The organism is Dongshaea marina (assembly GCF_003072645.1).
GTDB classification, from domain to species: Bacteria; Pseudomonadota; Gammaproteobacteria; order Enterobacterales; family Aeromonadaceae; genus Dongshaea; species Dongshaea marina.
In genome coordinates this window covers 487410-507572 of sequence record NZ_CP028897.1, presented here as the reverse complement: position 1 = coordinate 507572, position 20163 = coordinate 487410, and the positions used below count along the sequence as shown (strand labels likewise).

The window sequence follows — 20163 nt, the reverse complement described above, 5'->3', positions numbered from 1 at the left end:
AACTCGAGTAGCAACCTCAGGTCGAACTAAATTCTTACCATTCAGCACCCTTGAAACAGTTGATTTTGATACCCCAGCTTTCTTAGCCACATCGAGCATGGTTACCATTTGTTCACCTAATCATTTTTAATTATTCTGTCATTAAAAGTTAGCCGAAGCGACCGGCTAACTTTTTAGACATCTTATAGCCGACCTACTCTAGAGCATTTCACCATTAGAAGCAATCACCTCCCTATACCAGTCGAAGGATTTCTTACGGGTTCTTTCAAGTGTCCCGGAGCCATCATTATGTTTATCCACATAAATGAATCCATAACGTTTTTTCATCTCTCCGGTGGTAAAAGAGACCAGATCAATACAGCCCCAGGGGGTATAACCCATTAAATCGACCCCATCAATATTTATCGCCTTTTTCATCTCCTGAATATGCTTTATTAAATAATCGATTCGATACTCGTCATGAATACCACCATTATTATCGACCAGATCCACCGCGCCAAATCCATTTTCAACAATGAAAAGCGGCACCTCATATCGCTCATACAAAGAGGCCAGGCAATAACGCATCCCAATAGGGTCAACAGGCCATCCCCAATCACTGGCGGTTATATATGGATTATCGACCGAGTTTTGATGGCCGCCATTCATACAATCTTCAATCGATTGACTAGCGGTTGAATCCAAAGTATTAGACATATAGTAGCTAAAGCCTAAATAATCTGCTTTGCCCTCTTTCAATATTGCCTCATCACCCGGCTCCATTTGTATATCATAGCCTTTAATCGCCCATTCACGCTTTGCGTAGTTAGGATAGTGGCCTCTAATCATGACATCCGAAAAATAATAGCGATGCCGCATATTTTTTTGTGCCAACATAATATCTTCAGGGTTACATGAGTAGGGATAGAAAGGCACCATAGCACACATGCAACCAATTTTAAGCTCAGGGTTAATCTCATGCCCCTGCTTGACAACCAATGCGCTAGCGACAAACTGGTGATGTACAGCCTGATACATAGCCTCTTCCGGCCGCTCCATCTGTGAGAACTTAACCCCGGAGCACATCCAGCCAAAGATATCGGCATCTACATTCATCTGATTATTAATCTCATTGAACGTCATCCAGTATTTGACTTTATGCTTATAACGCTCAATCACCACCATGGAGTATTTCACAAAGAAATCGATAACCTTGCGATTCATCCATCCACCATATTCCCGAGCCAGGTGATATGGCATCTCAAAATGACTCAAAGTTACAACAGGTTCTATATTGTACTTTAATAACTCATCAAACAGATCGTCATAAAACTTTAATCCCTCCTCACAGGGATACTCCTCATCGCCATTCGGGAAAATTCGAGTCCAGGCAATACTGGTTCGAAAACATTTAAAACCCATCTCGGCAAACAGCTTAACATCATCTTTATAGCGATGATAAAAATCTACCGCCTCCTGATTTGGATACGACTCACCATCAATCACACCATCGGTAATTCGTCGCTGTACCCCATGAGCTCCGGCAGTTAATACATCGACCACACTGACACCTTTACCCTGTGCGTCCCAGCCACCTTCAAGTTGATGTGCCGCGACCGCGCCGCCCCATAAAAAATCACCTGGAAAAGTATTACTCATATCGCTTCTCATTAAGATAAGTGGATTAATGGCTGACCAACATTAACGCTTGAATCTGAGCCTGTTAGTTTGAATGAAAACTCATCACTATTGAGTACAATAAAGGGAGTCGTCAGATCGTAACCTGCCTGCTCAATCAAATCATTTTCAAATTGGATTAATGGATCCCCGGCTTTTACTTTTTGCTCAAGCTCAACCCTGGTATCAAAATGTTTTCCTTTTAAATTAACTGTATCAAGACCAACATGAATCAAAATCTCAGCCCCATTTTCGCAGGTCAAGCCGACAGCATGCTGGCTTTCAATGACCGATGAAACAACCGCATCACAAGGGGAGTAGATTACTCCATCCTTCGGCTTAATCGCCACCCCATCACCCAGTAGCTTTTGTGAAAAACTAGGGTCATTGACACGGCTCAGGCAAACCAACTCACCATTAGCCGGACTGGCTAAAGTGATTGAGCTAGATTGCTGCGACTCTGAAACCTGAGGCTGTTGCTTTAGTGGAGCCGGGCTCCCGGCATCGGATTCATCCTCTTTGGGATCTGCAAAGCCAATAAAATTAACCAGGGTAAAGGTGACCACAACCGTGGTTGCCACACCCGCAACCATCCCGATAAAAGAGGATGGATTTTCGGGGCTGATTGAATTCATCACAGTGAGCAGGCCAGGCAGGCCGGCATAGGCATAGTAGTAACTACCAAACAGACTCGCGACTAATGCTCCGGCGGCGCCACCAATACAACCACATATGAAGGGCTTCTTAAGCCTTAGAGTGACACCATAGAGGGTTGGCTCTGTGATCCCGAAAATAGCGGTGATCCCGGCCGAAAATGAGGTGGTCTTAAAAGCCCGGTTCCGGGATTTAAAGCCGACAGCAAACACTGCTGCCATCTGTGCGACAACCGCCATGGTTTGGAATGCCTGAAATGAATCCCTGCCATACATATCAAAGTTAGCCATGATGACCGGGGTGATCCCCCAGTGAACACCAAATATCACGACGATTTGCCAGAATCCGCCTATCAGTGCCGCTGCCAGGGGTGGGAAGGCTTCGAATAACCAGTTATATCCATTTGCAATACCCTCTGCGGCGGCACTGGTCACAGGACCTATGAGTAACAAAGTCACGGGCACCATGATTAACATACAAACCAGCGGGGTAAATAGCTCGCCGATCACCTCGGGAATGAGCCGCTTGGCATATTTCTCAACATGAGAAAGGCCCCACACCATAAAGATCGGAGGCAACACCGATGAGGTATAAATGGTTTGGGCTAAAGGCATGGAAAGGAAGGTAATTACTTTTCCACTGGCTATCTGTGCAGCCAGTACGCCCCAGTCGGGATTGATCAGGGCACAGCTACATAGCAGGGCGATAAAGGGATTACACTTAAAATGCTTTGACGCTGTCACCGCGATGAACACAGGCAAAAAAGCAAAGGGAGTCCAGGACATGAAGTTAAGGACCTGAAATGTACCGCTTGAGGTAAAATCAGGCATGAAATATTTGGCGACTATGAGCCCACCCTGCAGCATCCCCGCAGAAGCCAGGATATAGACGATCGGCGCAAAGATAGCTGACATAGAGGATATAACTGAGTCGACAATCCGTGCCTTCTTCCCCGCATCACTCAGAAGGTTCTGATCAACAAGTCCTGCTAAATGCTCATACACATCGGACACATGGGTCCCTATGACGATCTGGAATTGACCACCACTCTCTACCACGGTAATCACCCCGGCCAGCTGTTTGATCTTATCACTGGCACCTTTTGGTATCTCTTTTAACACCAGCCGTAACCGTGTCGCACAGCGGGTAAAGCTGACAATATTGCCTTGTCCGCCAACATGTTCAAGTATCTGTTTTGCCAGCCTGGCGTAGTCCCTGATTTTTGCCATTCTCAATATCCCCTGCCACTGAAACCGGTTGCAACAATAATCACTAAAACCGATTTCAGCAACCGGTTTCATTTCAAAATGTGAAGTCTCTGGCAGTTTTGCTATTCGAAGCCATGGCTACTTTCGGCTAAGTTTCGCCCTGGATTCGCCCAAAATAGCAGCAAGCAACATCAAAGATGTATTAGTGCAGACAGGCTAGCACAGCGGTTCTTCCCCGCTTTATGGGAAATGAGAGTTTTCCGGAAAAATTCAGGCTCACACACAATGGGTCCATTCTCAACTGACGACTACTACACTCTTTTATATGACAGCTACGGTTTTCTGAGGGAACATGAAACTCTGTCCACGCTTGTTAACCCTGCTCTTTGGTCTGCTGGCCTTCGGAGCAAATGCGATCAATACGCCTGCCGAGCTTAATTTCTGCCATGAGGATCAGAATGCATTTCCCTGGGTTTTCCCCAAGGGAAACCAGACCCGGGGACTGGATATTGAGTTAATTAAGCTTCTTGAGAGTGAGCTTAAAACCCCAATCAACCTGCACAAGCTTCCCTGGAAACGCTGTCTAAAATCGATGCAGTCAGGAACCATGGATGGTGCATTCGCCGCCAGCTTCAAGCAGGAGCGCCTGAGAATGGGCAACTATCCGACCCTGCTCGATGGCCAGCTGGATAAAGAGCGGCGTATCCATATCTCGGGATACTCACTCTACCGGCGTAAAGACTCAAATCTGCAGTGGAATGGCAAGGGGTTTGAAAACCTCAGCGGCACCATAGGTGTCCAGCCCGGCTTCTCAATTGTCGATCGCCTGAAAAAGCTTAAGGTCCCTCTGGATGAAGGCGCCAGAGGGCCTGAGCTTATCTTGTATAAGCTGCTGCGCGGAAGGCTCCAGGGCGCAGCCCTGCAAACCATGCGGGCAGATTTTGTGCTGAGGAACGATCCCGTCCTGTCAAAAGGGCTGGAGAAGTGGAAAATTCCCATCTCAGAAAAACCCTACTACCTGATGCTGTCATTCCCCCTGGTGGATAACTATCCGGAGTTTTCTGACGAGATCTGGAGCACCCTGACCAAGCTCCGCGAGTCCGAAGAGTTTAAACAGCAGCAGGATAAGTTCTGGCAGCTGTATCAGGAATGATCCCCGAAGGCCTCGCTCACCCCGGGGCCTCATCCTGGCTCAGGCGAACCATTATCTCAATCGCCGATAGTGGTTTTTGACCATAGCCCCCAGCATCACCTCTGAGCGAACCAGCTCATAACGCTGGGCGGTTGGCAACTCACCGTACAAAGGTATACCCGCCCCTAACACTATGGGGATCTGAGTCACTATCAGCTCATCTATCAGATCCTGCCGCATAAAGCCCTGAATCGTCTTGCCACCATCGATATACAGCTTGTTGAATCCTTGTTGTTTCAGGGCTGTCATGACATCACACAAAGAGCCACTGATAAGTTGAGCCCTGTCTCTATACTCTTCAGGAAGAGAGTTAAGACTATGACTCAGAACGAAGACAGGTACGGAGTAGGGCCAGGGAACAGCAAAGCCACACACGGTCTCGAAGGTGTTTCGCCCCATGACAATAGCATCAATACCAGCTATAAAATCTGCCCAACCAAAGTCGGACTGCTCCGGATTGGGGATGCTATGCAGCCAGTCGAGTCCGCCATCACGGTCGGCGATATAACCATCAAGGCTGGTCGCGATATATACAAAATTAGTCATCTGTACTCCTTCCTCTGTACCGGTTCACACAAGAGTGGGTATGAAAACACCGATAGTGAAAATACCCAGCCCTCTTGCCCCGAGATGCCTCATGGCATTCATTTTCTATACTTGGGGTAATCTATTGCCGATGAAGATAAACCCATGCCGATTCGCTCCTTGATAATTGCCCTTCTCTGCCTTATCACGCCTTTGCTGCAGGCCCAAACCATCACCATCGCCATAGGGGACTATCCTCCCTTCACCTCAGATCGTCTGAAGGGATACGGTATCACTGGGATCTTGGTGAAAGAGGCTCTTGCCTCACAGGGAGTAACAGTCAAATATCATTACACCTCCTGGAAGCGGGCCTACAACCTTTCCCGGATTGGCGCTGTAGCCGGAACAGCCCCCTGGGGATACTCCACAGAAAAAACGGAAACGCACTATTTCAGCGATCTGATCCTGAAAAGCCCGGTGGTACTTTTCTACCTTAAAGATCGGCAGTTTGACTGGAGCGATTACGCCAGCCTCAAGGGAAAAAAGATCGCTGCAATCCGGGGCTTTACCTATACCAAGGAGTTTCATCAGCACGGTAACTCGGGCCTTTACAGTATCGCTTACGTCAACCGACTAACCCAGAGCTTCCAGCTTGCCCTGGCCGAACGGGTCGATCTGGTGATTGCCAATTTCGATGTCGGCTACTTTACCCTTTATAAGAAGCTCCCCTTTGCCCAAAACCTGTTCACCAACCATCCACAGCCAGTGATCAACTCCAAACACTTTTTGCTGTTCTCGAAAAACTATCCGGGAGCCGAAGAGCTCACAGAGAAGTTTAATCGTGGGCTTAAAAAACTCCAGGAGTCCGGTCGGGTGGATGAGCTGCGAACCCAGTTCCGTATCCAGGATATGAGCCAGCCCAACCCCCTTCCCTCTTTCCCGGTCAATGATAAAACCGGGAGCAGCACACAAGCCTCAGATCAATCCTGAGGCTTGTATTCGAGAGGATGATTAATAAAGCCCGATCAGCTTCCACCACAACAAGCCAACACTCAGGAAAATCAGCTGGTTGATGATGCTCACCACCAAGCCGACACTCCACCAGGTACCGGTGCTGATATAGCCGGAACCAAACAAAATTGGCCCCCGGGCGTGGGTATATTGGGTCAATGAGCAGTAGAGGCTACTGGCCGAAGCCAGCATCATCGCCATCACCACCGCCGGCACCCCAAGCTGGATCCCAACCGATAAAAACACCGAATACAGAGCCGCCACCTGGGCGGTGCCACTGGCGAAGAAGTAATGGGTATAGAAATAGACACACACCAACACCGCCAGCACCACCACCCAGCTCATGCCGCCAAAATAGCTCTGCACCATGCCGCCCACCTGACCACCAAACCAGGCGGTAAAACCAAGCTGCTTGAGCATGTTGGCCATCATCAAAAGCGCCGCAAACCAGATCAGGGTATCCCAGGCGCCCTTTTCCGATTTCACATCATCCCAGTCTAAAACGCCGGTAATCAGCAGCACACACAAGCCGATAAAGGCCGCCTCCGTGCTGTGAATGCCAAACTGGCCACCGAAGATCCACAGCACCAGCAGCAGCAAAAAGACTCCCAACATGATCCACTCATTGCGGCTCATCCGCCCCATCTCGGCGAGCTGTTGTTTGGCTAAACGAGGGGCATCCGGAGTGCGCTTGATCTCAGGTTTCGTCAGAAAATAGACCACCAGCGGAATCAGCAATAGCGCCACCAGGCAGGGCACCACAGCTGCCATAAACCAGTAACCCCAGCCAAGAGAAATCCCGGCATCGGCCGCCAGCTTGGCTGCCAGCAGGTTCCCCGTATAGGCGGTCAGGAACATGGCGGCGGTAATATCGTTCACATTGCCGATGCAGCAGATGAGAAAGGTGCCTATCTTCTTAGCCGTGCCATCGCCAGGCTTTGAATCAAAACTGCGAGCCAGGGAGTCCGCCACCGGATAGATCACCCCACCACAGCGGGCGGTATTGCTCGGCATCGCCGGCGCCAGGATGAGATCCGCCAACGCCAACCCATAGGCAAGGCCCAGGGTACGCTTGCCCAACACTCGGGTCAGCAGCAGAGCGATCCTCCTGCCAAGGCCGGTCTTGATAAAGCCCCGGGCGATCAAAAAGGCAACGACGATGAGCCAGATGAGATAGTTATTGATATCACTCAGGGCATCGACAATCGCCTCTTTGCCGGTCGCTTCACCGCCGGCATGAGTCAGGGCAAAGACGGTGATCCCCAAAAGACCCACCGCCCCGACCGGCATCACGTTGGCCACTATCGCCACTATGGTGCCTACAAACACGATCGCCGTATGCCAGGCCGCCACCTGTAACCCCTCGGGCGGGGTCTGATACCAAAAGATTGCAGCAACAATCACGATTATCGTCAACGGCAGCAACTTGGCACCGCTCCTCTTCGGGGTCTGGCTCATCCGCCCCTCCCAACATAAATACTCATAAAATCCCTCTTGGTTCCGGCTAGTGAATGCTGCGAGCCTGGACTCTCTGGATTAGCGCACTTCACCCGCTGAGTTTTTACACAAACAATGAGTTAACAGATTATCGGATGAGCCCCACAAGAATCCATGATCAATGCGGGGATTTTTAACATGAAGATCGTGCCAGAGAGTTGAGGTAAGTGAATAGAGTGTTATGTGGGAGTGGATTCAGGACGAATCCTGACGATGCAAAGTGAGCTCTGAGGCGCTGCGAAAAAGATGGCAACTCTTAAAGAAATGGATTGGAGTATGGATATAGATAATCTGAGGTCGACAGCAGCCACTGACCAGGCCCCAAATACAACAACACCCGCACAAGGCGGGTGTTGTCAGCTCGCTATAGGTAGCGGGGGGATGATGTCGGGTAGCAGCAGCGCATCTCTGCGCCACCGCCCCCTAAGAACCGTACGTGCGAGTTTCCCCGCATACGGCTCAAGCCTTTATAAGCCCATATGGTTATATGGACCAACAACTATAAAGAGGTTGCCGGGCCTTCAAGCAGACCCGGACTTTGTTACAGAAAACCTAATTTATGCAAAACGGATATGCATGTTGTAGCCGCTATAATCAATTTCGCTAAATCAATGTTCACTGTTATTTTCAGATCGAATTTCATGGCGTAAGCCTTCAATAAGATCTGGGCGCCCAGATTTTAACCTGGCATTTGTATACCGCTTCAGCCTAAGCGGTTGAACTGAGTGATCTAGAATAACTCAATTCCACAGACCTCTATCTACAAATCCAACTAACCGATACTGCAGGATTAGACTGCTTGCAGCTGCAGCGCAGTGATTATCGTGTCTCCACACGACGGACAAGCCGAGACTTGTTCGATTAACGGTTTAACGTTCCGCCAAACACCTAGCGCGTTTTTACAGTGGGCTAGTCACCACCCGGTTACCTTCATTGCTTCTATCGGCCCTTCAGCCACTTTATCAGAGTGACGCTGAGCTTGATAAACTCGTCCTCTTTATATACTTCCTGAGTATGTATTTCAATGACTTACGTCAATGAATGTAATTGACGATGACAATTTGGGTGCAGTAACACCAAGTTCTTCAGCTTGCTATTCCCTCCCTTGTGCCGCTCAAAAATATGGTGGATATCCCACCGGCTTTCGAGCGTAATAAACTGCTTACACATGGGACAGCGTTTCAGCTGTCGATACCAAAGATCCACTAATTTCTTATTCCCTTGTGCTGAATTTCTCCAAACATATTCCAACCGTTTTTCAAAATACTGCTCGAATGAGGGATCATAAGGATTAGCTTCCCCTTTGATCTTGGTATGCCGCTTGATTGGCGTATCCGAAGCATATAGCAATTGTGCCGCCTTACCACTGGGATAAATTCCAGAAAATACCCAACTGCGCATCCCCACGCTTTTGAAGTATTTTCCACGGATCCAGCGCTTATGGCGATTTTGCATGCCGCCGTCGACACCATTGCCACAGCATCTTCCAGATGCGGTAATCCACATAACTAAAGGTTTCTTTCGATACTACATGTCGGTGATAGTTAGCCCAGCCCCGAATAACCGGGTTAAGCATCTCAATCAGCTTCCATGCGGGCACCGTCTTGTGACCTTTAATCAATGCCTTGATCTTGGCTAAGAACACCTTCAAGTTCAATTTAGCAGGCTTAATCAACAGCTTGCCATTGTACTTTCTGATGTTCTGCCCAAGAAAATCAAACCCATCAGATACATGAGTTATCAGTGTTTTCTCAGCTGAAAGTGTCAGCCCTCGCTCAGCCATAAAGCGCTGAACAATTGGCTTAACTTCCTGCTCCAACAACTCCCGAGAAATACCGGTAATGACAAAGTCATCCGCATATCTGACGTAATTGACCTTAGTCTTGTAACTGGCTTTAGTGTTTTTCTTCCCAAAATGAGATTCAAGCACCGTATCCAGACCATCAAGAGCCATGTTGGCCAACACTGGCGAGATAATACCTCCCTGAGGAGTTCCCGCCTCTGTTGGATTCCACTGGCTGGATTCCATATATCCTGCCTTCAGCCATTTCCTAACTATGCATCTGTCCAACGGAACATTTGCCGTAATCCAGTCATGGCTGATGTGATCAAAACACCCCTTAATATCACCTTCAAGTATCCACTGAGCCGAATTCTTGCGACTGAGATTGACAAAAATCTGCTCAATCGCATCAGCAGTAGATCGCTGAGGGCGAAAACCATAGGAGTTACGATCCGCGGTTGTCTCCGAAACAGGATCCAGGGCCATCAGATACAAAGCCTGCATAGCCCTGTCAAACATGGTCGGTATCCCAAGCGGACGACGTTTGCCATTCGCTTTCGGAATGTAGACTCTACGTAACGGTTTTGGCTTGTAGCCTTGCCGTCTTAATCGGATAACAGCACTCCATTTAGTTTCCGGGGTATCCCAAGTTTCACCGTCAACACCCGCAGTCTTGCGACCACGGTTCTCAGTTACTCGTCTTACAGCCAAAGCCTTGGCTGAAAACGAGCGAACCAACATGCGCTGCAATCTTTTGACCTGCCGCCATTGCTGATTCTTCGTTGCTTTCGCGATTCGTACCTGTAGCCCTCGCACCCTCCGATGACAGTTGTTCCAGTCGATCGTATGCCAACTTGTGGCTGGGTGTGAGAATGCAGGTGTCGATAAACAAACACTCATCTTGCTATCCTCCAGAAGTGATCCCGGAAGACAGAGAATAGATATCCCCATATGGGGCTATTCCTGCCCCACATGGGATCGTTTTGTAAGTGTGACTCATGTTACTGAGCGCACATTTCCCGACGGCTTTACACGCTTTCACGCGATTAAAGACCAAGCAGACGTCAGCTCCGTTTCCGGCAGAGGAACATTGTCCCCTTATCCACCTCATTACAAGGCAGCATTTGCTTCTTCTGCTCTCCTATTCCCGCATCCTCAACAGTTTCCCTCGCGGGTTACCTGCCAAAATGGCAAAGATACGGGGTTACCGAGTTCCGTTTCCATTACATGAGTTACTTAGGTTCTGCCTATCCACCGATGGCACAAGAGTCAGCGTATTCCCAGATGTAAGGGGAATAACCGGCCATATACCTTTTGGTCAGAGCGTTAGTCCACCCACCGACGTCAAGATCAGTGAAGAAGACGACAATAGCGTTACGCTCGTCGCGGCTGACGGTGTTTAACAGCAGTTCACTTGCGTTAACCATATAACCCAGCCTAGCCCCTCTACAGCCTACTATTGGCTGCATGCCTGCCTATCACCTCACGGTAACAGACAACCGCATACGCGGGGGTACATTGTCAGGAAGCTCCGCACATCACGTTACCGTAGATGCACTATCCCTAGGCTACTATTGGCTGAACAATAGGTCTTACTATCCAATTACCTACCCGTCCGAGTAACTAATTGGCTAAGACAATAATGAAAACAGCTTCGCACCGTGTAGGTGGCTCAAGCTTAAATAAGACACGAATATCCCCGTTACCTCACAGACACTATTAGCGCTGTTTCAACGTGTATCATTCGCTTAAAGCGAGGGATACAGGCTTTCGCCCATACCTAAACATCGGACCTCGTACGAGGACCGATATTCGGGCTTGAGTTTAAGCCCGAATATCGGGTTTATCAATTGCTATTTCGGCGGGAAGGGCAGTGGTCAAACCCTATGAGTTAATGACCACTGTGGACGTAGCCCGCTCGGCTAGCTACCTACGCGACTCTCGTCGCACTACATCATGCCGCCCATGCCGCCCATACCGCCCATGCCACCCATATCTGGCATAGCTGCTTTATCTTCCTTAGGCAGGTCTGTCACCATACACTCGGTGGTGATCATCAGACCAGCAACAGAAGCTGCGTACTGCAGAGCAGAACGAGTAACCTTGGTTGGATCCAGGATACCCATCTCCAGCATGTCGCCATACTGCTCGGTAGAAGCGTTGTAACCATAGTTACCCTCGCCTTCGCGAACGTTGTTAGCAACAACAGATGGCTCTTCACCCGTGTTCTGTACGATCTGGCGCAGAGGTGCTTCCATCGCACGCAGTGCGATACGGATACCCACGTTCTGATCTTCGTTGTCTGCGCTCAGAGTGCCCAGCTTAGCCGCTGCGCGGATCAGCGCAACACCACCACCGGCAACTACACCTTCTTCTACCGCAGCGCGAGTAGAGTGCAGCGCGTCTTCAACACGAGCCTTCTTCTCTTTCATCTCAACTTCAGTTGCTGCACCAACCTTGATCACGGCAACACCGCCAGCCAGCTTGGCTACGCGCTCTTGCAGTTTCTCCTGGTCGTAGTCAGAGGTAGACTCTTCGATCTGCTGGCGGATTTGACCCACACGCCCTTCGATAGCAGCCGCTTCACCCACACCGTCGATGATGGTGGTGTTTTCTTTGCTGATCACGATACGCTTAGCACGGCCCAGATCTTCCAGAGAGGTCTTCTCCAGCTCCATGCCGATCTCTTCAGAGATCACGGTACCCGCAGTCAGGGTCGCGATATCCTGCAGCATTGCCTTACGGCGGTCACCGAAACCAGGTGCCTTAACCGCAGCAACCTTCACGATGCCACGCATGTTGTTCACAACCAGAGTTGCCAGCGCTTCGCCTTCAACATCTTCAGCGATGATCATCAGCGGCTTAGAAGCCTTAGCAACACCTTCCAGAACTGGCAGCAGCTCACGGATGTTAGAAACTTTCTTGTCTACCAGCAGGATGAATGGGTCATCCAGCTCAACAGTACCGTTCTCCTGCTTGTTTACGAAGTAAGGAGACAGGTAACCGCGGTCGAACTGCATACCTTCAACAACATCCAGCTCGTCCTGCAGAGCCTGGCCCTCTTCAACAGTGATAACACCGTCACGGCCTACTTTTTCCATCGCGTCAGCGATCAGCTGACCAACGGTCTCGTCAGAGTTTGCAGAGATGGTACCAACCTGAGCGATCGCCTTGGTGTCGGTACAAGGAGTAGATTGAGTGCGCAGCTCTTCAACCGCAACACCGACAGCCTTGTCGATACCGCGCTTAAGATCCATTGGGTTCATGCCCGCAGCAACAGCCTTCAGACCTTCGTTCACGATAGCCTGAGCCAGAACGGTCGCAGTAGTAGTACCGTCACCCGCAGCGTCATTGGCCTGGGAAGCAACTTCCTTAACCATCTGAGCGCCCATGTTCTGGAACTTGTCTTCCAGCTCGATTTCACGCGCTACAGAAACACCATCTTTAGTGATGGTCGGAGCACCGAAAGATTTGTCCAGAACTACGTTACGACCCTTAGGGCCCAGAGTTACTTTAACCGCGTCAGCCAGCAGGTTTACACCCTCAGCCATCTTCGCGCGAGCATCAATGCCGAATTTAACGTCTTTTGCAGCCATTTCTATTAATCCTTAATTATCTAAAGCAAATTACTGTTCAACAATCGCCAGGATGTCAGACTCGGACATGATCAGAACCTCAGAGCCATCCAGCTTCTCAGTCTTCACACCAAAACCTTCGTTGAAGATAACAGTGTCACCAACCTTAACAGCCAGTGGCTTCACTTCACCGTTATCCAGCACGCGACCCTGACCGATAGCCAGAATTTCACCGCGGGTAGACTTCTCGGCCGCAGAACCGGTCAGCACGATGCCACCAGCAGACTTGGCTTCAGTTTCAATGCGCTTAACGATCACACGGTCGTGTAATGGACGAATATTCATCGATAACTCCCCTAAATGAGTTTTGTCACACGATTTTGCGGCGTCTATGCCGCATCAGTTCAAACAGCTTGACCATATTGTCAACGCCAGTCTCAACTAGATGGGGACGCATTCAATCACTTCAAGGGATGCAGCGAATTTTTTTTTAAACCGATGGGATCGGCATCACCAACCCGGCCTATTTCGGATTTAGACAGAGTAAAAAATCGCATGCTAGAATGAGCCATGCCAAGCTCCAATCCCCATTCACTCCTCAGTGATCCGATCCCGCAAACCCTGACCCGAATGGGTGCCCCCATGGCCCTGGGGATTATTGCGATTCTTACCTTTAACCTGGTTGACACCTTTTTTATAGGCCTGCTCGGCACCCAGGCCCTGGCGGCGGTCAGTTTCACCTTTCCGGTCACCTTCATGCTGAGTTCGATTTTGATGGGACTTGGCGTCGGTCTGAGCTCTGTGCTGGCACACACCCTGGGTGAGGGTGATCGTCACCTGGCTGCCAAGCTCGCCAGTCACGGTATTCTGCTTGGGCTGGTGTCTATCCTTATCCTTGCAAACCTGTGTCACCTGTGGATGAACCCGCTGTTTCGTTTGCTGGGAGCTCCGGAGTCTCTGCTGCCGCTGATCCGAAGTTATATGGTGATCTGGTTTACCGCCCTGCCTCTTTTGGCGATTCCCATGCTGGGCAATGCAGCGATCCGCGCCACCGGAGATACCCGTACCCCGGCAATCGTGATGACGGTCGCCGGCCTGGTCAATGGAGTGGTCGACCCCCTGCTGATCTTTGGGTTGGGACCCTTTCCGCAACTCGGGATCCAAGGCGCCGTCATCGCCTCGGCACTCTCCTGGCTAATAGCCCTGGTGGTAAGCCTGTATATCCTGCGCCAGCGAGAGAAGCTGCTGGTATTTGAAGTGGCCTCGCTGCGTGAGCTTGTTGATAACTGGCGACGCATTTTGCGTATCGCCCTGCCCGCTTCTTTAACCAACCTGCTCACCCCCTTTGCCAACGCCATTTTGATGATGATCTTTGCCCGCTTCGGGACCGAAGTGGTGGCAGCCTATGGCGCAGCATCGAGGGTTGAGAGCCTGCTGCTGATCGTCATCATGGCTCTGTGCTCAGTGCTGGCCCCCTTTGTTGCGCAAAATACCGGGGCGGCCCAGCATCAACGCAGTCGCACGGCGCTGTTTGTTTCGATCCGCTTCTCCATTCTTTCGGGACTACTGCTATATGGGATTATCTTTGTCATCAGTCCCTGGGTGGCGATGGCATTTAGCAGTCATCCCAGGGTTGAGGAGCTGATTACCCTCTATCTGCGGATTGTGCCCCTGGGATACGGGATGCAGGGCTGCCTGATGCTACTGGCATCTGCCCTCAATGGCCTGCAGGCGCCTGTCGCCTCACTGCTATTTAACGGAATGCGGTTGTTTGTTTTTGTGGTGCCTTTTGCCTGGCTTGGAAGTCAGCTCGCCGGAACCACGGGGATCTTCTGCGGCCTGCTGGCCGCCAGCCTGTGCAGCGGAGCCATCGCCCTGCACTTTAGCGCCCGCAGCTTCCCCCGGGGTTTTTTGCGAGGCTAAATCAAAATTGGGATGTGAATAGTGGGTTAACTCTAGGGCGTGACTCTGCGGGAGATTGAGCATTAAAGCCATGGTTGGCAGCAGAGTCACTCCTGCTCTTTGTTATAGGATTGGATCGCTCCCCAAAGCTGATCGGCGTAAAAATCGATCACTTGCGGCCAAAATCCTTCCACAGCGATCTCCATCTGGCGACCGGAGCCGATGATCTGATCCAGCGCAAAAATATCAGCCATGGGGCAGACCCGCAGCACCCGGTCACAAAAATCGGGCGCATCCTCAAGCCTGAGAATAAACAGCATTCGTGAGCTATTCAGGGTGACCTCAAGCTGTAGCAGTTTGGCCTCAAATAACCTGACCATCCGTTTGCGGCTGTCGATCAGGGTGCGCTTCACTCCAAGATCGCCGGGGGACATCCCCTGGTTGCGAATCACAGCCTTGCTTGCTTCATCTATGAGATGGCGTTTCGTCGAATACACCACCTTTTTCACACAGGCTCTGATACGCTGCAGTACCCTGCTATCCTGCTCATCGCTGGTGTAACTCATGAACTCCTCATTGAACTTAACTCTTTAAAAAAGACGGCCAAACAACTAGTTGCAATGCCGTTCCGGATAATGGCCCCTGGTCGCAACATAAAACGACTACACTGTGAGTTACCCTGTTGTAAAAAAGACCACTGCCATGTTCAACTTCGTGACCCTCATCGGGATCTTTTTGTCGGTGATTGGCTTTTGGCTGCTCTTTGCACTGGAATAGAGCGAAGCGTACCCAGTGAGGGGACTCACGGCAGCTCACCATAAAGATGTCAGAGCCGGTTCTTTCAGAGTAGAGCGTTTAAAATTATCAGCCTTATCCGGATGAAAGCTAAAGGGTTCGCTACACTAACGCTCTTTGTCCTGGCGCTCAAATTCACCTTCAAACACATCCCCCTGCTGAACTGCCTGCTCATCGGTCGCGTTTGCCGCCCTGCCACGGTTCAAGTCACTCCCCCACATCGCAGCGCCAGGCACCAAACGCCCCAGCACCAGACGGATCAGCACTCGTTGCACCAAGGGTAATAGCAGCAACAATCCAATCAGATCGGAGATAAAGCCCGGGAGTAACAGTAAAAATCCGGCTACACCATGGGAGAGTCCCTGGAACATGGTCCCCGGCGCAGGGATCTGCTCCGACATCTGTTGCTGAGCCTGACGAATATTCTTAAGGCCGTTTCCCTTGAGCAGGGAAGCACCCAACATTGAGGTCAATACCACCAACACTATGGTTGCCAGGGGGCCAATCACAGAGCCCACGGCAACCAGTACAAACAACTCGGCCAGCACGCCGAGCCAGACAATCACTGAAAATTTTTTCACAATACTCTCTTAGGTGCCTTTCGAGGCGACTTCGAAACAACTCCCTGCTCCCGGAGGAACCTTCATATTCCAAGTCGCTTTTGACACAGATAGCTCTCTGAGTGTTCAGATCTGGGTTTCCTGCGCATGTTTTTCAACCCTTTCCCCGGGATATAACATCATCCGAATTAGCTCTGGTCGGGATCTGGCTCACACAAATAGGCTGTGAGCCAAGGATAAATCGAATAAAAATCAAATAAATAACACTCGACAAATCTTTTGTTCATTTTTAGTGATCCAACTCTGATTTTTTCCGAAGCGACACCGGTTAGAATGGCTCCCGAATTAAGACCCTGAGTCAAACAGTTCAAAAATCAAACAAATCTCTTTTATCCGGCGCTGAAAACTGGCAACATGCGATTTTTCTAAAACAGCTCATTCATAGCGTCGATTTTGATCTTATTAAGGCGGTAGTAATCATGTCTGACACAGCACGCACTCGTACAGAAGAAGATCTCCTGGGTACCAAAGAAATTCCAGCCAATGCCTACTATGGTGTTCACACCTTAAGAGCCGTGGAAAACTTCCACATCAGCTCCGGCAAAATATCCGATGTTCCTGAATTCGTACGAGGCATGGTCCTGACCAAGAAAGCCGCAGCTCTGGCTAATGGCGAGCTGGGTACCATAGATCCGAGCGTCGCCGAGATGATCGTCAAGGCGTGCGACACCATGCTGGAGACAGGTAAGTGCTTCGATCAGTTCCCGGTTGATCTGTTCCAGGGCGGCGCCGGAACTTCGGTAAATATGAATACCAATGAGGTGCTGGCCAACCTGGCTCTGGAACTGATGGGTAAGGAAAAAGGTGACTATGAGGTCATCAACCCGAATGATCATGTGAACAAGTGTCAGTCAACCAACGATGCCTACCCAACCGGATTCCGGGTCGCAGTCTACAACAGTGTCGAAACCGCGCTGCTGGCCATTGAGCGCCTGGTCGATGCCTTTGATACAAAATCCCGTGAATTTGATGACATCCTGAAGATGGGGCGTACCCAGCTGCAGGATGCGGTTCCCATGACCCTGGGCCAGGAGTTCCATGCTTATGCCGTCACTCTTAAAGAGGAGATCAAGAGCATCAAGCGTTGCCAGGAGTTGCTGCTGGAAGTAAACCTGGGTGCCACCGCGATCGGTACCGGCATCAACACGCCAAAAGAGTACTCAGCACTGGCCATTCAGAAGCTGGCTGAGATCACCGGACAGGCTTATACACCGGCAGAAGATCTGATTGAAGCCACCTCAGACTGTGGCGCCTACGTTATGCTCTCCGGTGCCTTCAAGCGTCTGGCGGTGAAGCTCTCTAAGATCTGTAACGATCTGCGCCTGCTCTCTTCCGGCCCTCGCTGTGGACTCAATGAGATCAACCTGCCTGAGCTGCAGGCTGGCTCCTCCATCATGCCAGCCAAGGTCAACCCTGTGATCCCCGAGGTGGTAAACCAGGCCTCCTTCAAGGTGGTTGGTAACGATATCACTATCACCATGGCCGCTGAGGCGGGTCAGTTGCAACTGAACGTCATGGAGCCGGTGATCGGTCAGAGCCTATTTGAGTCGATTCACCTGATGGAGAAAGCCTGTATCGCCCTGGATGAGAAGTGTGTTCGCGGCATCACCGCCAACCGTGAGATCTGTGAAGGCTTTGTCTTTAACTCCATTGGCATTGTGACCTTCCTCAATCCGTTTATCGGTCACCATGAGGGAGACATTGTCGGCAAGATCTGTGCTTCCACCGGCAAGAGCGTGCGTGAAGTCGTGCTGGAGCGAGGCCTTCTCACCGAGCAACAGCTCAATGAGATCTTTGCGGTAGAGAACCTCAAGCACCCTGAGTACAAAGCCAAGCGCTATGGCAAGGCTGCGCAGACAACCGCTTAAAATTGATCTGTAACAGGGCGCCGATGGCGCCCTTTCTTTATCCTTCAACCTCTTGCTGAAAGGACACAGCGGACAAACCTACACCAACTCCTTCCACAAGAAGCCACTACGACCGAAATTATTGATATCGCCAGGAGTAATAGATGATGTTTGGTCTGGAATTTGTCATTGTTCTGTTCGCCATATTTCTTGGGGCCCGCTTGGGAAGCATAGGTATAGGCTTTGCCGGGGGGCTCGGGGTACTGATCCTCACCTTCGTCATGGGCCTTAAACCCGGTTCAATTCCGGTCGATGTGATCCTGATTATCATGTCAGTGATCGGAGCCATTGCCGCGATGCAAACCGCAGGCGGCATGGACTACCTGGTGAAACTGGCCGAACATATTCTGCGAAAACACCCTCGCTGGATCACCTTCCTTGCCCCCTGTGTCACCTATGTGATGACCCTGCTGGCCGGGACCGGCCACACCGCCTACTCAACCCTACCGGTGATTGTAGAAGTGGCCAAAGAGCAGAAGATCCGCCCCTCCCGCCCACTGAGTATCGCCGTCATCGCGTCCCAGATCGCGATCACCGCATCTCCAATATCGGCGGCTGTGGTGATCTTCAGTGGCCTGCTCAAGCCGATGGGGGTCGATTATCTGCAACTGCTGATGATCGCCATCCCCACCACCTTCGCCGCCTGCATGTGCGCCGCCTTTGTCTGTAACTTCCTGGGTAAGCCTCTGGAGAAAGACCCTGTCTATCAGCAGCGCTTAGCCGAGGGGTTGGTGACCTATAAAAAGATGTCCGAAATTAAGATCAAGCCCCATGCCAAGCGCTCGGTGCTGATCTTCCTGCTGGCGATCGTAGCCGTGGTCATCTACGCAACCTCTATCTCCGACATGGTTGGACTGATTAAGCATCCACCGATGCCGCGCAACGAAGCGATCATGATCTTCATGTTATCGGCCGCCACCCTCATCACCTTCTTGTGTAAGCTGGAAGCGCCACTCATCACAGAAGCCAGCACCTTCCGCAGCGGCATGAGCGCCTGTGTCTGCGTGCTGGGTGTGGCCTGGCTGGGAGATACCCTGATTTCCAACCACATTCTGGAGATCAAGGAGTTCTCCGGCGAGCTGCTGCATATGCATGCCTGGCTGCTGGCGGTGATCCTGTTCTTTGCTTCCACCCTGCTCTACTCCCAGGCCGCGACCACCCAGGCTCTGATGCCGGCGGCCCTGATGCTGGGAGTCAGCCCGGTGGCAGCGATCGCCTCATTTTGTGCGGTCAGCGCCCTGTTTATTCTGCCAACCTACCCCACCTTGCTGGCTGCAACCGAGATGGATGATACGGGGTCGACCCGGATCGGCCGCTGGGTGTTCAATCACCCCTTCCTGATACCAGGCACCCTGACCATAGCCTTAGCCGTGTTCTTTGGCTTCTTGCTGGGGCCGGTGGTACTCTGATTTTTGTCACGGCAGACAACAAACAGCAACACAGGGAGGTGTAACCATGAGCCAAACCATCATACTGATCCACTGCAGCTGCAAAGACGTTCAGGAGGCACAGACAATTGCCAGCGCGCTGATTGAACAACGTCTGGCAGGATGTGCCACCATCAGCAGTCCGGTGCTCTCTGTGTACCGCTGGCAGCAACAGGTTGAGTCTGAGCCGGAAGTGCTGCTGCAGATCAAAAGTACCCAGCAGAACTTTGCCAGGGTTGAGGCGGCGATCCTCTCCCTTCACAGCTATGATGTTCCGGAGATTATCGCAACTGAGATTTCGGCCTGCTCCAAAGATTACCGGGAATGGCTGATCCAAAGTTGCCAGCCAGAGCCTGAGTGATAATCCTTAAATTGATTGGTTATACTTAAGCTTACAAAGGAATGGATACA

The 20163-nt window shown here is 50.8% G+C and carries 16 protein-coding genes and 1 pseudogene; 6 read left to right on the top strand and 11 right to left on the bottom strand.

All coding sequences use genetic code 11. The annotated features are described in order from the left end of the window. Positions 1–24: 24 nt before the first annotated feature. From DB847_RS26490 to DB847_RS02590, 3 genes and pseudogenes are all read right to left on the bottom strand, one after another. A pseudogene (locus DB847_RS26490) lies at positions 25–99 on the bottom strand (LacI family DNA-binding transcriptional regulator); the annotation flags it as partial. 99 nt (positions 100–198) lie between these two features. Further along, positions 199–1638, bottom strand: coding sequence for a 6-phospho-beta-glucosidase (locus DB847_RS02595; RefSeq protein ID WP_108649313.1), 1440 nt, complete (start codon positions 1636–1638; stop codon positions 199–201). 11 nt (positions 1639–1649) lie between these two features. Beyond that, complete coding sequence (locus DB847_RS02590; protein WP_108649312.1) at positions 1650–3539, bottom strand: beta-glucoside-specific PTS transporter subunit IIABC; 1890 nt, start codon at positions 3537–3539, stop codon at positions 1650–1652. A gap of 331 nt (positions 3540–3870) precedes the next feature. On the opposite strand from DB847_RS02590, the gene DB847_RS02585 reads away from it, so the two are divergent. Continuing rightward, on the top strand, positions 3871–4671 hold the full coding sequence (locus tag DB847_RS02585) for a substrate-binding periplasmic protein (RefSeq protein ID WP_108649311.1): 801 nt from the start codon (positions 3871–3873) through the stop codon (positions 4669–4671). Positions 4672–4722: 51 nt separating this feature from the next. Here the strand turns inward: DB847_RS02585 and DB847_RS02580 are convergent, their stop codons facing one another. After that, the gene (locus DB847_RS02580; RefSeq protein ID WP_108649310.1) at positions 4723–5256 is read right to left on the bottom strand and encodes a dihydrofolate reductase family protein; all 534 of its coding nucleotides are present in this window, start codon (positions 5254–5256) and stop codon (positions 4723–4725) included. A 144-nt stretch (positions 5257–5400) separates the two neighbouring features. Here DB847_RS02580 and DB847_RS02575 point away from each other — a divergent pair, with 144 nt between their 5' ends. After that, complete coding sequence (locus tag DB847_RS02575) at positions 5401–6225, top strand: substrate-binding periplasmic protein (protein WP_108649309.1); 825 nt, start codon at positions 5401–5403, stop codon at positions 6223–6225. 21 nt (positions 6226–6246) lie between these two features. On the opposite strand, the gene DB847_RS02570 is transcribed toward DB847_RS02575, so the two are convergent. The 5 genes from DB847_RS02570 to DB847_RS02545 form a co-directional block, all read right to left on the bottom strand. After that, positions 6247–7704, bottom strand: a complete 1458-nt coding sequence (locus DB847_RS02570; RefSeq protein ID WP_108649308.1) for a DASS family sodium-coupled anion symporter — start codon at positions 7702–7704, stop codon at positions 6247–6249. Between the two features lie 1068 nt (positions 7705–8772). Continuing rightward, complete coding sequence (locus DB847_RS25310) at positions 8773–9198, bottom strand: HNH endonuclease signature motif containing protein (RefSeq protein WP_234418494.1); 426 nt, start codon at positions 9196–9198, stop codon at positions 8773–8775. Then, complete coding sequence (gene ltrA / locus DB847_RS02560) at positions 9182–10426, bottom strand: group II intron reverse transcriptase/maturase (RefSeq protein ID WP_234418493.1); 1245 nt, start codon at positions 10424–10426, stop codon at positions 9182–9184. Before ltrA ends, DB847_RS25310 begins: the two co-directional genes overlap by 17 nt. A gap of 1049 nt (positions 10427–11475) precedes the next feature. Then, a complete protein-coding gene (gene groL / locus DB847_RS02550; RefSeq protein ID WP_108649305.1) occupies positions 11476–13122 on the bottom strand; it encodes a chaperonin GroEL in 1647 nt (548 codons plus the stop codon). 30 nt (positions 13123–13152) lie between these two features. Continuing rightward, positions 13153–13446 carry a co-chaperone GroES gene (locus tag DB847_RS02545; RefSeq protein WP_108649304.1) on the bottom strand — a complete coding sequence of 98 codons (294 nt, stop codon included), beginning with the start codon at positions 13444–13446 and terminating at the stop codon, positions 13153–13155. Between the two features lie 225 nt (positions 13447–13671). Here DB847_RS02545 and DB847_RS02540 point away from each other — a divergent pair, with 225 nt between their 5' ends. Continuing rightward, on the top strand, positions 13672–15024 hold the full coding sequence (locus tag DB847_RS02540; protein ID WP_108649303.1) for an MATE family efflux transporter: 1353 nt from the start codon (positions 13672–13674) through the stop codon (positions 15022–15024). A gap of 86 nt (positions 15025–15110) precedes the next feature. On the opposite strand, the gene DB847_RS02535 is transcribed toward DB847_RS02540, so the two are convergent. Then, positions 15111–15569, bottom strand: a complete 459-nt coding sequence (locus tag DB847_RS02535) for a hypothetical protein (RefSeq protein WP_108649302.1) — start codon at positions 15567–15569, stop codon at positions 15111–15113. A 336-nt stretch (positions 15570–15905) separates the two neighbouring features. Next, positions 15906–16379: an FxsA family protein gene (locus DB847_RS02530; RefSeq protein ID WP_159084343.1), complete on the bottom strand. Its 474-nt coding sequence runs from the start codon at positions 16377–16379 to the stop codon at positions 15906–15908. A gap of 458 nt (positions 16380–16837) precedes the next feature. Between DB847_RS02530 and aspA the strand changes: the two genes are divergently transcribed. The 3 genes from aspA (at position 16838) to cutA (ending at position 20113) form a co-directional block, all read left to right on the top strand. Next, entirely contained in the window at positions 16838–18286 is a 1449-nt protein-coding gene (gene aspA, locus DB847_RS02525; protein WP_108649300.1) for an aspartate ammonia-lyase, read from the top strand. Positions 18287–18432: 146 nt separating this feature from the next. Further along, entirely contained in the window at positions 18433–19734 is a 1302-nt protein-coding gene (locus DB847_RS02520; RefSeq protein WP_108652892.1) for an anaerobic C4-dicarboxylate transporter, read from the top strand. Positions 19735–19780: 46 nt separating this feature from the next. Beyond that, positions 19781–20113 (top strand): divalent-cation tolerance protein CutA, encoded by a 333-nt coding sequence (cutA, locus tag DB847_RS02515; RefSeq protein WP_108649299.1) that lies wholly within the window; start codon positions 19781–19783, stop codon positions 20111–20113. Positions 20114–20163 lie beyond the last annotated feature (50 nt).

Bases quoted from the DNA above. Each gene is read 5' to 3' on its own strand.
- DB847_RS02595 (WP_108649313.1), bottom strand. From the start codon at position 1,638: ATGAGTAATACTTTTCCAGGTGATTTTTTATGGGGCGGCGCGGTCGCG.
- DB847_RS02590 (WP_108649312.1), bottom strand. From the start codon at position 3,539: ATGGCAAAAATCAGGGACTACGCCAGGCTGGCAAAACAGATACTTGAA.
- DB847_RS02585 (WP_108649311.1), top strand. From the start codon at position 3,871: ATGAAACTCTGTCCACGCTTGTTAACCCTGCTCTTTGGTCTGCTGGCC.
- DB847_RS02580 (WP_108649310.1), bottom strand. From the start codon at position 5,256: ATGACTAATTTTGTATATATCGCGACCAGCCTTGATGGTTATATCGCC.
- DB847_RS02575 (WP_108649309.1), top strand. From the start codon at position 5,401: ATGCCGATTCGCTCCTTGATAATTGCCCTTCTCTGCCTTATCACGCCT.
- DB847_RS02570 (WP_108649308.1), bottom strand. From the start codon at position 7,704: ATGAGCCAGACCCCGAAGAGGAGCGGTGCCAAGTTGCTGCCGTTGACG.
- DB847_RS25310 (WP_234418494.1), bottom strand. From the start codon at position 9,198: ATGCAAAATCGCCATAAGCGCTGGATCCGTGGAAAATACTTCAAAAGC.
- ltrA (WP_234418493.1), bottom strand. From the start codon at position 10,426: ATGAGTGTTTGTTTATCGACACCTGCATTCTCACACCCAGCCACAAGT.
- groL (WP_108649305.1), bottom strand. From the start codon at position 13,122: ATGGCTGCAAAAGACGTTAAATTCGGCATTGATGCTCGCGCGAAGATG.
- DB847_RS02545 (WP_108649304.1), bottom strand. From the start codon at position 13,446: ATGAATATTCGTCCATTACACGACCGTGTGATCGTTAAGCGCATTGAA.
- DB847_RS02540 (WP_108649303.1), top strand. From the start codon at position 13,672: ATGCCAAGCTCCAATCCCCATTCACTCCTCAGTGATCCGATCCCGCAA.
- DB847_RS02535 (WP_108649302.1), bottom strand. From the start codon at position 15,569: ATGAGTTACACCAGCGATGAGCAGGATAGCAGGGTACTGCAGCGTATC.
- aspA (WP_108649300.1), top strand. From the start codon at position 16,838: ATGTCTGACACAGCACGCACTCGTACAGAAGAAGATCTCCTGGGTACC.
- DB847_RS02520 (WP_108652892.1), top strand. From the start codon at position 18,433: ATGTTTGGTCTGGAATTTGTCATTGTTCTGTTCGCCATATTTCTTGGG.
- cutA (WP_108649299.1), top strand. From the start codon at position 19,781: ATGAGCCAAACCATCATACTGATCCACTGCAGCTGCAAAGACGTTCAG.